Origin of the sequence: Pseudomonas sp. efr-133-TYG-5, from assembly GCF_030209175.1 — a bacterium.
Taxonomy (GTDB): Bacteria; Pseudomonadota; Gammaproteobacteria; order Pseudomonadales; family Pseudomonadaceae; genus Aquipseudomonas.
In genome coordinates this window covers 103297-116648 of the sequence record NZ_JARVSM010000004.1, presented here as the reverse complement: position 1 = coordinate 116648, position 13352 = coordinate 103297, and the positions used below count along the sequence as shown (strand labels likewise).

The following is a 13352-nucleotide window of genomic DNA, read 5'->3' as shown; positions in this document are numbered from 1 at the left end:
GAACACCAGCGCAGCTTATTAAGGCAAGGGACTAGACCATGCATTTCACCATTCAACGCGAAGCCCTGTTGAAACCCCTGCAACTGGTCGCAGGCGTCGTCGAGCGCCGACAGACCTTGCCGGTACTGTCCAACGTGCTGCTGGTTGTCGATGGCCAGCAGCTGTCGCTGACCGGTACCGACCTGGAAGTCGAACTGGTCGGTCGTGTGCAACTCGAGGAGCCGGCTGAAACAGGTTCCATCACCGTGCCTGCGCGCAAGCTGATGGATATCTGCAAGAGCCTGCCCAACGATGCGCTGATCGACATCAAGGTCGACGAGCAGAAGCTGGTGGTGAAGGCCGGCCGCAGCCGTTTCACCCTGTCGACCCTGCCGGCCAACGATTTCCCGACCGTCGAAGAAGGTCCTGGCTCGCTGACCTGCAGCCTGGAGCAAAGCAAGCTGCGCCGCCTGATCGAGCGCACGAGCTTCGCCATGGCCCAGCAGGACGTGCGCTACTACCTCAACGGCATGCTGCTGGAAGTCTCGGCGGGTGTGATCCGTGCGGTAGCGACCGACGGTCACCGTCTGGCGATGTGCTCGATGCAGGCCGATATCGGTCAGCCGGATCGCCACCAGGTGATCGTGCCGCGCAAGGGTATTCTCGAACTGGCGCGTCTGCTCACCGAGCCGGACGGCAACGTCAGCATCGTCCTGGGCCAGCACCATATCCGTGCGACCACTGGCGAGTTCACCTTCACCTCGAAACTGGTCGACGGCAAGTTCCCGGACTACGAGCGCGTACTGCCGAAGGGTGGCGACAAGCTGGTACTGGGTGACCGTCAGGCGCTGCGTGAAGCGTTCAGCCGTACCGCGATTCTGTCCAACGAGAAGTACCGCGGCATCCGTCTGCAACTGGCCAGTGGTCAGCTGAAGATCCAGGCCAACAACCCTGAGCAGGAAGAAGCGGAAGAAGAAGTAGGCGTTGAATACAACGGCGGCTCCCTGGAAATCGGCTTCAACGTCAGCTATCTGCTCGACGTGCTGGGCGTGATGACCACCGAGCAGGTTCGCCTGATCCTGTCCGACTCCAACAGCAGTGCGCTGGTGCAAGAGTCCGACAATGACGACTCGGCTTACGTTGTCATGCCGATGCGTCTGTAATCAGCAGCCTCTAGATGTCGCTAAGTCGCGTCTCGGTCACCGCGGTGCGCAATCTGCACCCGGTGACCTTCTCCCCCTCCCCCCGCATCAACATTCTTTACGGCGCCAACGGCAGCGGCAAAACCAGTGTTCTGGAAGCCATTCATCTGCTTGGGCTTGCCCGTTCGTTTCGCAGCACCCGGCTGTTGCCGGTCATCCAGTACGAACAACTCGCCTGCACGGTGTTCGGTCAGGTCGAACTGGCCGAGGGTGGCCACAGTGCGCTGGGGATATCGCGCGACCGCCAGGGTGAGTTCCAGATTCGTATCGACGGGCAGAATGCGCGCAGTGCCGCGCAACTGGCGGAGATCCTGCCGCTGCAGCTGATCAACCCCGACAGCTTCCGTCTGCTGGAGGGCGCGCCGAAGATTCGCCGGCAGTTTCTCGACTGGGGCGTGTTCCACGTCGAACCGCGCTTCATGGCTACCTGGCAGCGTTTGCAGAAGGCCTTGCGCCAGAGAAACTCCTGGCTGCGGCATGGTACACTTGACGCCGTTTCGCAAGCGGTTTGGGACAGGGAACTGTGCCAGGCCAGCGCTGAAATCGATGAATACCGCCGCGCTTACATCAAAGCCTTGAAACCAGTCTTTGAACAAACCTTGAGCGAACTGGTTGAGCTCGAAGGTTTGACGCTCAGCTATTACCGAGGCTGGGACAAAGACCGCGAGTTGAGTGCCGTACTGGCTGGATCCGTGCAACGGGACCAGCAGATGGGGCATACCCAGGCCGGGCCGCAACGTGCTGATCTGCGTCTTCGATTGGGCGCACACAACGCCGCGGACATTCTGTCCCGGGGTCAGCAGAAGCTGGTGGTCTGTGCCTTGCGGATTGCCCAGGGGCATCTGGTCACCCAGGCCCGACGCGGCCAGTGTATTTATCTGGTGGATGACTTGCCGTCCGAGCTGGACGAGAGCCACCGACGCGCGCTGTGCCGCTTGCTGGAAGACTTACGCTGCCAGGTGTTTATCACCTGTGTAGATCACGAATTATTGAGGGAAGGCTGGCAGACGGAAACGCCAGTCGCTCTGTTCCACGTGGAACAGGGCCGTATCACCCAGACCCACGACCATCGGGAGTGAAGGCATTGAGCGAAGAAAATACGTACGACTCATCGAGCATTAAAGTGCTGAAAGGCCTGGATGCCGTGCGCAAACGTCCCGGTATGTACATTGGTGACACCGACGATGGCAGCGGTCTGCACCACATGGTGTTCGAGGTGGTCGACAACTCGATCGACGAAGCCCTCGCCGGCCATTGCGACGACATCAGCATCATCATCCACCCGGATGAGTCCATCACCGTCAAAGACAACGGTCGTGGCATCCCGGTCGACGTGCATAAAGAGGAAGGCGTTTCCGCCGCCGAGGTCATCATGACCGTCCTCCACGCTGGCGGTAAGTTCGACGACAACTCCTACAAGGTATCCGGCGGTCTGCACGGTGTAGGTGTGTCGGTGGTGAACGCGCTGTCCGAAGAACTGGTCCTGACAGTGCGCCGCAGCGGCAAGATCTGGGAACAGACCTACGTCCACGGCGTACCTCAGGCACCGATGGCCATCGTTGGCGACAGCGAGACCACCGGGACCCAGATCCACTTCAAGGCTTCCAGCGAAACTTTCAAGAACATTCACTTCAGCTGGGACATCCTGGCCAAGCGCATTCGTGAACTGTCCTTCCTCAACTCCGGTGTCGGCATCGTCCTCAAGGACGAGCGCAGCGGCAAGGAAGAGCTGTTCAAGTACGAAGGCGGCCTGCGCGCGTTCGTTGAATACCTGAACACCAACAAGACCGCGGTCAACCAGGTGTTCCACTTCAACATCCAGCGCGAAGACGGCATCGGCGTGGAAATCGCCCTGCAGTGGAACGACAGCTTCAACGAGAACCTGTTGTGCTTCACCAACAACATTCCGCAGCGCGACGGCGGTACCCACCTGGTGGGCTTCCGTTCCGCGCTGACGCGTAACCTGAACAACTACATCGAGCAGGAAGGTCTGGCGAAGAAGCACAAGGTCGCCACCACCGGTGACGATGCCCGTGAAGGCCTGACTGCGATCATCTCGGTGAAGGTGCCGGATCCGAAGTTCAGCTCGCAGACCAAGGACAAGCTGGTGTCTTCCGAAGTGAAGACCGCGGTTGAACAGGAAATGGGCAAGTACTTCTCCGACTTCCTGCTGGAGAACCCGAACGAAGCCAAGCTGGTCGTCGGCAAGATGATCGACGCCGCCCGTGCCCGTGAAGCGGCGCGCAAGGCCCGTGAGATGACCCGCCGCAAAGGCGCGCTGGACATCGCCGGCCTGCCGGGCAAGCTCGCTGACTGCCAGGAAAAAGATCCGGCGCTGTCCGAACTGTATCTGGTGGAGGGTGACTCCGCGGGCGGTTCTGCCAAGCAGGGCCGTAACCGCAAGACCCAGGCGATCCTGCCGCTCAAGGGCAAGATTCTCAACGTCGAGAAGGCACGTTTCGACAAGATGATCTCGTCCCAGGAAGTGGGCACCCTGATCACTGCACTGGGCTGCGGTATCGGTCGCGAAGAGTACAACATCGACAAGCTGCGTTATCACAACATCATCATCATGACCGATGCTGACGTCGACGGTTCGCACATCCGTACCCTGTTGCTGACCTTCTTCTTCCGTCAGTTGCCTGAGCTGATCGAGCGCGGCTACATCTACATCGCCCAGCCGCCGTTGTACAAGGTCAAGAAAGGCAAGCAGGAGCAATACATCAAAGATGACGACGCCATGGAAGAGTACATGACGCAGTCGGCCCTGGAAGATGCCAGCCTGCACCTGAACGAAGACGCCCCGGGTATTTCCGGTGAAGCGCTGGAACGTCTGGTGAACGACTTCCGCATGGTCATGAAGACGCTCAAGCGCCTGTCGCGCCTGTACCCGCAGGAGCTGACCGAGCACTTCATCTACCTGCCGGCCGTGAGCCTGGAAATGCTCGGCGACCACGCCGCGATGCAGGACTGGCTGGCCCAGTACGAAGTGCGTCTGCGCACCGTCGAGAAGTCCGGTTTGGTCTACAAAGCCAGCCTGCGTGAAGATCGTGAACGTGGCGTGTGGCTGCCGGAGGTCGAACTGATCTCCCACGGCCTGTCGAACTACGTCACCTTCAACCGCGACTTCTTCGGCAGCAACGACTACAAGACGGTCGTCACCCTCGGCGCCCAGCTGAGCACCCTGCTCGACGAAGGTGCGTACATCCAGCGTGGCGAGCGCAAGAAAGCGGTCACCGAGTTCAAGGAAGCCCTCGACTGGCTGATGGCCGAAAGCACCAAGCGCCACACCATCCAGCGCTATAAGGGTCTGGGTGAAATGAACCCGGATCAGCTGTGGGAAACCACCATGGACCCAAGCGTGCGCCGCATGCTGAAAGTGACCATCGAAGACGCCATTGGCGCAGACCAGATCTTCAACACCCTGATGGGTGATGCGGTCGAACCTCGCCGTGACTTCATCGAGAGCAACGCCCTGGCGGTGTCCAACCTGGACTTCTGATCCCGGTCGCCACCTGCGAAAAAAAGGCCAACGCATTTGCGTTGGCCTTTTTTTTGCCCTGGCGACCGCTATCTCGCACCGCTCTACAGATCAGTCACTCGCGGCTGTCACACTCTCCAACCGATAGCCATAGCCGTAGATGGTCAGCAGCTGCCAGCCGCGATCCGCGGTCAGTCCCAGTTTGTTGCGCAGGCGGTAGATATGCGTGTCCAGAGGACGTGAGGTGGACATCTCTTCGTGGGGCCAGAAGCGTTCGTAGAGGTAGTCGCGCGACAGCGGGCGGCCGAGGTTGCTGAACAGGCAGTGCGCCAGGCGATACTCGCGTTCGGTCATGACGATCGGCTTGCCGTCGCGGGTGACCGTCAGTTCGGCGTCGTCGAAGACCAGATCGTTGAAGCTCAGGACTTCGGCAGTGACGGCGCGCTGCTGGCTGTGCCGACGCAGCACGGCAGCGACTCTGGCCTTCAGCTCGTTGGGCCGGAACGGTTTGCTGACGTAATCATCCGCCCCGGCATTCAGGGCCTGGACGATATCGCTTTCGCCGTCGCGGCTGGTCAGCATGATCGCTGCCGGTGGCGCTTGCAGATGCTCGCGGGTCCAGCGCAGCAAGGCCAGGCCACTGAGGTCGGGCAGTTGCCAGTCGAGGATCAGCAGGTCAAAGGTTTCCCGACGCAGCTGACGCAGCAGGTCTTCGCCGCGCTCGAAGCTGTGCAGTGACCACGGCTGTTCGCCGGCTTCGGCCAGCTGCTGCAGGGTCTGCTCGACCCGACGCAATTCGGCGGGTTCATCGTCCAGTATCGCAACACGCATACGCGGTGATTCCTTGGCGCTTGGGCAATTGGCTGCCGAACAATAGCGGCTCGGCCAACGCAGTGAAAGTAACGGCCCGTCGTGGATTGCGCTCCGCTATGATTCTTCGGGTCTACGTCCTCAGACCTGTGGCCCATGAAACGATTCCACCCGCCCTGCCCGTTTTCTCATGAATAACCCTCGTCGCCTGGAAAGTCGTGTACCGAGCCAGGTTCAGCGCCTGTTTCGGCAACTGGTGCGCGAGTGGGTGTGGATAAGTCTAGTGCTGTTGCCGCTGACTGCGCTGTTGTCTTATCGCGCGCAGATCAACCTGCACGATGCCGTGCCGGGCTGGAGTGCGGCGCTGTCGGTATTGCTGGTGGCCGCTGTGTTGGGCCTGCTGTTGTGGCGACCGCGCCTGGCGATCTGGCTGACGCTGGGCGGCATGGCGTGCGTGTTGCTGGCCAGCGTCGGCCTGGCCGAGATGCGGCATTGGTGGTCGCCGACGCCGGCGGTCCTGGGGATGCTGTTCGGCTATCTGATCTGGAACTGGCGCCGCCTGAGCGTGGTGCTGACCTACTTCGGCTGGGAGCTGGCGCGGCTGGACGGCGAGCCGAAGGTTTTCCCGGAGCGACGTCGCGCGCAGTTTCCCAGCGCCGATCGCTTGCAGGGGCAGATCATGGCCCTCGAGCAGGCCATGAGCCGCACCCGCGATACCCGCCGGTTCATCGCCGATGGCCTGGAATATCTGCCGGTGGCGACACTGATCAGCGATCCGCGGGGCACGATTCTGTTGGGCAACCGCAAGGCCCGGGAGCTGTTCGACAGTAACCTGGTGGGCGAAGACGTTGTCGAACAGCTCGCGCGTCTCGGTTACCCGGAATTATCCACAGAGCCGCGGCCAGCGTTGTCGACCCTCCCTCTGCTGGAATTCCGTGACCACAAGGAGCGCAGCCTGCGCCTGGAGCGCGCCGCCCTGCTGCCGGTGGACGGCGAGACGCCGATCGGCTGGCTGCTGAGTCTCACCGACCTCAGCGCCGAACGTGCGGCCGAGGAACAACGCGGGGTGTTGCTGCGCTTTCTCTCCCACGACCTGCGCGCGCCGCACTCGGCGATCCTCGCCTTGCTCGATGTGCACCGCCATCAGGCCGGCGCGGACTCGCCGCTGTTCGAGCAGATCGAACGGCAGGTGCGCCGGGCGCTGGATCTCACCGATGGCTTCGTGCTCCTGGCGCGGGCCGAATCGGCGGCGTATCAGTTTCAGCCAAGCCTGTTTGCCATGCTGGTGCTCGATGTGCTCGATCAGGCGCTGCCCATTGCCCAGCAAAAAAACATCGCGCTGGTGCACGAGATGGACGAGGCATCCCAGGAGCGTCTGGTCCTGGCCGATCAGGGGCTGCTGACGCGGGCGTTGTTCAACTTGCTGGAAAATGCCATCAAGTACAGCCCCGCCGATTCCAGGATCGAGCTGCGCGTCAGTTGCTATGGCGACTGGTTGCGCTGCGACCTGAGCGATCAGGGCAAAGGTATCGCGGCGCAAGAATTACCCGAGCTGTTCAGCCAGTACCGGCGCTTTTCCTCGGCGCAGGGCATCGATGGTGTGGGCCTGGGCTTGTCGATGGTCAAAGCGGTGATCGATCACCATGGCGGACGGATCGAGTGCCACAGTGTGGTCGAGCGCGGTACGACATTTCGTGTAGAGCTGCCGTTGATTGCCGATGAGCAGGCATAAAAAAACCGGCTATATCAGCCGGTTCCGTTACTTCCGAAAAAAACTTATGCACCTTTTACGGCGTTTTATCAGCTTCAGAAATATATAAGTAAATCAGTCACTTAATTTGATTTTTCAGGGTTTTGCGAACAAACCGTACACAGGTTATCCACAAATCTCAGACAGCGACCTGATCATTGGCGGCCGGTGCCTGTGGTGCTGGCGGCAGTGAACCCATGTCGCGTTGTGCCTGTTCGTTCCAGGCCTGGACCCGGTCATTGAGGTCGGCGATGGCGCGGGGCCCGCTGCCCTCGGCGTACATCGGTTTGCCGATGACCACGGTGATCACGCCCGGCTTCTTGCCCCAGCCGATTTTCGGCCAGAACTTGCCGGCATTGTGTGCAATCGGCAGCACCGGCAACGCCGCATTGACCGCCAATGCGCTGCCGCTGCGGGAGAACTTGCCCATGGTGCCGTGGGGAACGCGCGTGCCTTCCGGGAAGATCAGCACCCAAACGTTGTCCTTGAGCAACTCGTCACCCTTGGCCGCGACCTGCTTGAGCGCCGCTTTCGGGTTGTCACGATCGATCGCGATCGGCCGCAGCATGGCCATGGCCCAGCCGAAGAACGGCACGTAGAGCAATTCGCGCTTGAGCACCTGGCTCAAGGGCGAGAAATAAGCGGAGAGGAAAAACGTCTCCCAGGTGCTCTGGTGGTTCGATTGAATCACGCAGGGCCGGTCCGGCACGTTTTCCGCGCCTTTGACTTCGTAACGGATACCGAGGAAGACCTTGGTCAACCACAGGGCGCAACGGCACCAGTACACGTTGATGAAACGATAGCGCGCCTTGAACGGCAGAAAGGGCGCGATAAAAAAGCTCAGGCTGCACCACAGCAAGGAACTGGTGCCCAGCAGCAGGTAAAAGAGGAAGATTCTGATGGCCTGCAGTATCGACATGGCGACGTTTACCGTTACGGGCGATGCCCGACTGTTCAAGCGCACTCCCGATCAATCCCTGGTCAGGAACTTCAGAAGCACTCTAGTTGTGGATAAGTTCTGCGGCAATCGCCGCCAGATCGTCAAAAATCAGGGTGCCGACCGGAAGGGTCTTGCCCAGGGTCTTTTCGCCTTTCCCGGTCTTTACCAAAACGGGCTGTGAATCGACGGCTTTGGCGGCCTCCAGGTCACCAAGGCTGTCGCCGACGAACCAGACATTCGTCAGCGCCACGTTGTAATGCCCGGCAATGGTTTGCAGCATTCCCGGTTTCGGCTTGCGGCAAGCGCAGCCTGCGTCCGGGCCATGCGGGCAATACACGATCAGGCCGACCTCACCGCCCTGCTCCGCCACCAGCTCGCGCAGGCGCGCGTGCATGGCATCGAGGGTGGCGAGGTCGTAATAGCCGCGCGCAATGCCCGACTGGTTGGTGGCCACCGCCACCGTCCAGCCGGCCTTGCTCAACTGCGCAATCGCTTCGATCGAACCGGGCAGCGGAATCCACTCCTCCACCGACTTGATGTAAGCGTCGGAGTCGTAATTGATCACTCCGTCCCGATCGAGAATCAGCAGTTTCAACAGCAATCCCTCAACCCAGCAGCGAAATGTCGGCAACACCGAGGAACAGGCCACGCAGGCGCGCCAGCAGCGCGTAGCGGTTGGCGCGCACGTTGGCGTCGTCGGCATTGACCATCACGGCCTCGAAGAATGCATCCACCGGCTCGCGCAGCGCGGCCAGGCGCGCCAGCGATTCGCTGTACTGGCGCGCAGCGGCCATCGGTTGCACAGCCTGGTCGGCCTGCTGGATCGCCGAGTACAGCGAGAACTCGTTGGCGTTGTCGAAGTACTTGGCCTCGACCACGGTCGGCACCGAGCCTTCGACCTTGCCCAGCAGGTTCGAGACACGCTTGTTGACGGCCGCCAGCGCTGCCGCTTCCGGCAGTTTGCGGAAGGCCTGGACTGCCTGCACACGCTGGTCGAAGTCCAGCGCCGAACCCGGTTTCAGGGCACGTACCGACAGGTAGGTGGCCACGTCCACGCCTTCGTCTTCGTAACGCGCACGCAGACGGTCGAAGATGAATTCCAGCACTGCGTCGTTGAGGCCGGCGGCCTTGACCTTGGCGCCAAAGCCATTCACGGCGAAGGCCACGGCGTCGGTCAGGTCCAGATCCAGTTGCTTCTCGATCAGGATACGCAGCACGCCGAGTGCCGCGCGACGCAGGGCATACGGGTCTTTGCTGCCGGTCGGCAGCATGCCGATACCGAAGATGCCGACCAGGGTGTCGAGCTTGTCGGCGATCGCCACCGCGGCACCGGTCAGGGTTGCCGGCAGTTCAGCACCGGCCCCGCGCGGCATGTACTGCTCGTTCAGCGCCAGCGCGACATCTTCCGGCTCGCCGTCATTGAGGGCGTAGTAGTAACCGGCGACACCTTGCATCTCCGGGAACTCGCCGACCATTTCAGTGGCCAGGTCGCATTTCGACAGCAGGCCCGCGCGGGCCGCCCACGAAGCGTTGCCGCCGATACGAGCAGCGATGTACGCCGCCAGTTTCGATACGCGCTCGGCCTTGTCGTAGACGCTGCCGAGTTTTTCCTGGAACACCACGTTCTGCAGGCGCAGGTTGAAGTCTTCGAGTTTCTGCTTCTTGTCCTGCTTGAAGAAGAACTCGGCGTCGGTCAGGCGTGGGCGCACCACTTTCTCGTTACCGGCGATGATCTGCTGCGGATCCTTGCTCTCGATGTTGGCCACGGTGATGAAGCGTGGCAGCAACTTGCCGTCGGCATCCAGCAGGCAGAAGTACTTCTGGTTGTCCTGCATGGTGGTGATCAGCGCTTCCTGCGGCACGTCGAGGAAACGTTCCTCGAACGAGCACACCAGCGGCACCGGCCACTCGACCAGCGCGGTGACTTCGTCGAGCAGCGCCGGCGGCACGATCGCGGTGCCTTCCTGGCGGGTAGCCAGTTCTTCGGTGCGCTTGCTGATGATGTCGCGACGCTCGTTGGCGTCGGCTAGCACGTAGGCAGCACGCAGGTCGGCCAGGTAGCTCGACGGCGAACCGATGCGCACGGCTTCCGGGTGGTGGAAGCGGTGGCCACGGGAATCACGGCCAGCCTTCTGGGCGAGGATGGTGCAGTCGATGACCTGGTCACCGAGCAGCATCACCAGCCACTGGGTCGGACGCACGAACTCTTCCTTGCGCGCACCCCAACGCATGCGTTTCGGGATCGGCAGGTCGTTCAGCGAATCTTCGACGATGGTCGGCAGCAGGCTCGCGGTCGGCTTGCCGGCGATGTTCTGGCTGTAGCGCAGTTTCGGACCGCTCTGGTCGATTTCGCTCAGCTCGACGCCGCACTTCTTGGCGAAGCCCAGTGCCGCTTGAGTCGGGTTGCCTTCGGCATCGAAGGCGGCCTGACGCGGCGGGCCGTCGAGGTTGATGCTGCGGTCCGGCTGCTGGGTGGCCAGCGCGGTGATCAGCACGGCCAGACGCCGCGGCGCCGCGTAGACGGTCTTGCTTTCGTAGCTCAGGCCGGCAGCCTGCAGGCCCTTGTCGATACCGGCGAGGAAGGCATCGGCCAGGGTGGTCAGGGCTTTGGGTGGCAGTTCTTCGGTGCCCAGTTCAACCAGAAAATCTTGAGCACTCATTGTGCAGCCTCCAGCTTGGCCAGTACTTCGTCACGCAGGTCCGGGGTTGCCATCGGGAAGCCCAGCTTGGCGCGCGCCAGCAGGTAGGCTTGGGCGACGGAACGCGCCAGGGTGCGTACGCGCAGGATGTATTGCTGACGCGCGGTCACCGAGATCGCCCGGCGCGCATCCAGCAGGTTGAAGGTGTGCGAGGCCTTCAGGACCATTTCGTAGCTCGGCAGCGGCAGCGGCTGGTCGAGTTCGATCAGGCGCTTGGCTTCGCTTTCATAGAAGTCGAACAGTTCGAACAGCTTGTCGACGTTGGCGTGTTCGAAGTTGTAAGTGGACTGCTCCACTTCGTTCTGGTGGAACACGTCGCCGTAGGTCACCTTGCCGAACGGGCCGTCAGCCCAGACCAGGTCGTAGACCGAGTCCACGCCCTGCAGGTACATGGCCAGACGCTCGAGACCGTAAGTGATCTCGCCGGTCACCGGGTAGCACTCGATGCCGCCCGCCTGCTGGAAGTAGGTGAACTGGGTCACTTCCATGCCGTTGAGCCAGACTTCCCAGCCCAGGCCCCAGGCGCCGAGGGTCGGCGATTCCCAGTTGTCTTCGACGAAGCGGATGTCGTGGACCAGTGGGTCCAGGCCGACATGCTTGAGCGAGCCCAGGTACAGCTCCTGGAAGTTGTCCGGGTTCGGCTTCAGGACCACCTGGAACTGGTAGTAGTGCTGCAGACGGTTGGGGTTTTCGCCGTAGCGGCCGTCAGTCGGACGGCGGCTTGGCTGCACGTAGGCGGCGTTCCAGGTTTCCGGGCCGATGGCGCGCAGGAAGGTCGCGGTGTGGAAAGTGCCGGCGCCTACTTCCATATCGTAGGGCTGAAGTACCACGCAACCTTGCTCGGCCCAGTATTGCTGGAGCGCGAGGATCAAGTCTTGGAAGGTACGCACGGCTGGCGTAGGCTGGCTCACGAAATTCACCTGTTTCTTGGGCTGCGATTTAAAGAGCGGGAGTATACCCGATTCAGTCGCACCTCCACCCCCTGGAGCCTTATGCCACGCTGCTTTTGGTGTACCGAAGATCCGCTGTACATGGCTTATCACGATCAGGAGTGGGGCACGCCGCTGCGCGAGGCGCAGGGTTTGTTCGAGTTGCTTTTGCTCGAAGGGTTCCAGGCCGGGCTGTCGTGGATCACCGTGCTGCGCAAGCGTGAGCGCTATCGCGAGGTGCTGTACGGCTTCGACGTACAGCGCGTGGCGCAGATGAGCGACGCGGAAATCGATGAATTGATGCTCGATCCGGGCATCATCCGCAATCGCCTCAAGCTCAAGGCCGCCCGGCGCAACGCCCAGGCCTGGCTGGCGCTGGAGGACCCGGTGGCGTTGCTCTGGTCGTTTGTCGATAACCAGCCGGTGATCAACCATTTCAAGGATCGCAGCGAGGTCCCGGCCATCACCCCGCAAGCGGTGGCGATGAGCAAAGCCTTGAAAAAGGCCGGTTTCACCTTCGTCGGCCCGACCATCTGCTATGCGCTGATGCAGGCCTCGGGGATGGTCATGGATCACACCCAGGACTGCGACCGCTACGCGCAGCTTGCCAACGCCGGTTAGAATGGCCGCCTCGCGCACCGCACAAGATCAGGAGTGACCTGTGGAAAAGTTTAAAGGCGCCTTGCTGGTAGGCGCTCTGCGGCTGTTTGCCCTGCTGCCATGGCGGGCCGTGCAGGCCGTGGGTTCGGCGATCGGCTGGATCATGTGGAAAACCCCCAACCGCTCCCGCGACGTAGTGCGGATCAACCTCAGTAAATGTTTTCCACAGATGGACCCGGCCGAGCGCGAGCGTCTGGTCGGCCAGAGCCTGAAGGACATCGGCAAGTCGCTCACCGAAAGCGCCTGCGCGTGGATCTGGCCGGCGCAGCGCTCGATCGATCTGGTGCGCGAAGTCGAAGGCCTCGACATCCTCAAGGATGCGCTGGCGTCGGGCAAAGGCGTGGTCGGCATCACCAGCCATCTGGGCAACTGGGAAGTGCTCAACCACTTCTATTGCAGCCAATGCAAACCGATCATTTTCTACCGCCCGCCGAAGCTCAAGGCGGTGGATGAATTGCTGCGCAAGCAGCGCGTGCAACTGGGCAACAAGGTCGCAGCTTCCACCAAGGAAGGCATCCTCAGCGTCATCAAGGAAGTGCGCAAAGGTGGTGCAGTGGGCATTCCCGCCGACCCGGAACCGGCCGAATCCGCCGGGATCTTCGTGCCGTTCTTCGCCACCCAGGCGCTGACCAGCAAATTCGTGCCGAACATGCTTGCCGGCGGCAAGGCGGTCGGGGTGTTCCTGCATGCCCTGCGCCTGCCGGACGGCTCGGGTTATAAAGTGATCCTCGAAGCCGCGCCAGAGGCCATGTACAGCACCGATACTGCCGAATCCTGCGCAGCGATGAGCAAAGTCGTCGAACGCTACGTCGCCGCGTACCCGAGCCAGTACATGTGGAGCATGAAGCGCTTCAAAAAGCGTCCGCCAGGTGAAGAGCGCTGGTACTGACCCATTTCGATGT

The 13352-nt window shown here is 61.6% G+C and carries 11 protein-coding genes; 6 read left to right on the top strand and 5 right to left on the bottom strand.

The genetic code is table 11. The features are described 5' to 3' along the window. Window positions 1-38 precede the first annotated feature (38 nt). The 3 genes from dnaN to gyrB are packed head-to-tail and all read left to right on the top strand — an operon-like array spanning window position 39 to window position 4683. A complete protein-coding gene (gene dnaN, locus QRN70_RS15320) occupies window positions 39-1142 on the top strand; it encodes a DNA polymerase III subunit beta (protein WP_007960767.1) in 1104 nt (367 codons plus the stop codon). Between the two features lie 14 nt (window positions 1143-1156). After that, complete coding sequence (recF, locus tag QRN70_RS15315; protein ID WP_285418839.1) at window positions 1157-2260, top strand: DNA replication/repair protein RecF; 1104 nt, start codon at window positions 1157-1159, stop codon at window positions 2258-2260. Between the two features lie 5 nt (window positions 2261-2265). Continuing rightward, a complete protein-coding gene (gene gyrB / locus QRN70_RS15310) occupies window positions 2266-4683 on the top strand; it encodes a DNA topoisomerase (ATP-hydrolyzing) subunit B (RefSeq protein ID WP_285418838.1) in 2418 nt (805 codons plus the stop codon). 90 nt (window positions 4684-4773) lie between these two features. On the opposite strand, the gene QRN70_RS15305 is transcribed toward gyrB, so the two are convergent. After that, on the bottom strand, window positions 4774-5493 hold the full coding sequence (locus QRN70_RS15305; RefSeq protein ID WP_285418837.1) for a response regulator transcription factor: 720 nt from the start codon (window positions 5491-5493) through the stop codon (window positions 4774-4776). A gap of 169 nt (window positions 5494-5662) precedes the next feature. Between QRN70_RS15305 and QRN70_RS15300 the strand changes: the two genes are divergently transcribed. Further along, complete coding sequence (locus tag QRN70_RS15300) at window positions 5663-7204, top strand: sensor histidine kinase (RefSeq protein WP_285418836.1); 1542 nt, start codon at window positions 5663-5665, stop codon at window positions 7202-7204. A 157-nt stretch (window positions 7205-7361) separates the two neighbouring features. On the opposite strand, the gene QRN70_RS15295 is transcribed toward QRN70_RS15300, so the two are convergent. The 4 genes from QRN70_RS15295 to glyQ form a co-directional block, all read right to left on the bottom strand. Continuing rightward, window positions 7362-8141, bottom strand: coding sequence for a lysophospholipid acyltransferase family protein (locus tag QRN70_RS15295; protein ID WP_285418835.1), 780 nt, complete (start codon window positions 8139-8141; stop codon window positions 7362-7364). Between the two features lie 82 nt (window positions 8142-8223). After that, window positions 8224-8763, bottom strand: coding sequence for a D-glycero-beta-D-manno-heptose 1,7-bisphosphate 7-phosphatase (gmhB, locus tag QRN70_RS15290; protein ID WP_285418834.1), 540 nt, complete (start codon window positions 8761-8763; stop codon window positions 8224-8226). A 4-nt stretch (window positions 8764-8767) separates the two neighbouring features. Next, a complete protein-coding gene (gene glyS, locus QRN70_RS15285; protein ID WP_285418833.1) occupies window positions 8768-10822 on the bottom strand; it encodes a glycine--tRNA ligase subunit beta in 2055 nt (684 codons plus the stop codon). Then, window positions 10819-11772: a glycine--tRNA ligase subunit alpha gene (gene glyQ / locus QRN70_RS15280; RefSeq protein WP_003187265.1), complete on the bottom strand. Its 954-nt coding sequence runs from the start codon at window positions 11770-11772 to the stop codon at window positions 10819-10821. Before glyQ ends, glyS begins: the two co-directional genes overlap by 4 nt. 81 nt (window positions 11773-11853) lie before the next feature. On the opposite strand from glyQ, the gene tag reads away from it, so the two are divergent. Together tag and QRN70_RS15270 are read left to right on the top strand one after the other, a co-directional pair. Continuing rightward, complete coding sequence (gene tag, locus QRN70_RS15275) at window positions 11854-12411, top strand: DNA-3-methyladenine glycosylase I (protein WP_285418832.1); 558 nt, start codon at window positions 11854-11856, stop codon at window positions 12409-12411. 40 nt (window positions 12412-12451) lie between these two features. Continuing rightward, window positions 12452-13339, top strand: a complete 888-nt coding sequence (locus QRN70_RS15270) for a lysophospholipid acyltransferase (RefSeq protein ID WP_285418831.1) — start codon at window positions 12452-12454, stop codon at window positions 13337-13339. The last annotated feature ends 13 nt before the right edge of the window (window positions 13340-13352 follow it).

Bases quoted from the DNA above. Each gene is read 5' to 3' on its own strand.
- dnaN (WP_007960767.1), top strand. From the start codon at position 39: ATGCATTTCACCATTCAACGCGAAGCCCTGTTGAAACCCCTGCAACTG.
- recF (WP_285418839.1), top strand. From the start codon at position 1,157: ATGTCGCTAAGTCGCGTCTCGGTCACCGCGGTGCGCAATCTGCACCCG.
- QRN70_RS15305 (WP_285418837.1), bottom strand. From the start codon at position 5,493: ATGCGTGTTGCGATACTGGACGATGAACCCGCCGAATTGCGTCGGGTC.
- QRN70_RS15300 (WP_285418836.1), top strand. From the start codon at position 5,663: ATGAATAACCCTCGTCGCCTGGAAAGTCGTGTACCGAGCCAGGTTCAG.
- QRN70_RS15295 (WP_285418835.1), bottom strand. From the start codon at position 8,141: ATGTCGATACTGCAGGCCATCAGAATCTTCCTCTTTTACCTGCTGCTG.
- glyS (WP_285418833.1), bottom strand. From the start codon at position 10,822: ATGAGTGCTCAAGATTTTCTGGTTGAACTGGGCACCGAAGAACTGCCA.
- tag (WP_285418832.1), top strand. From the start codon at position 11,854: ATGCCACGCTGCTTTTGGTGTACCGAAGATCCGCTGTACATGGCTTAT.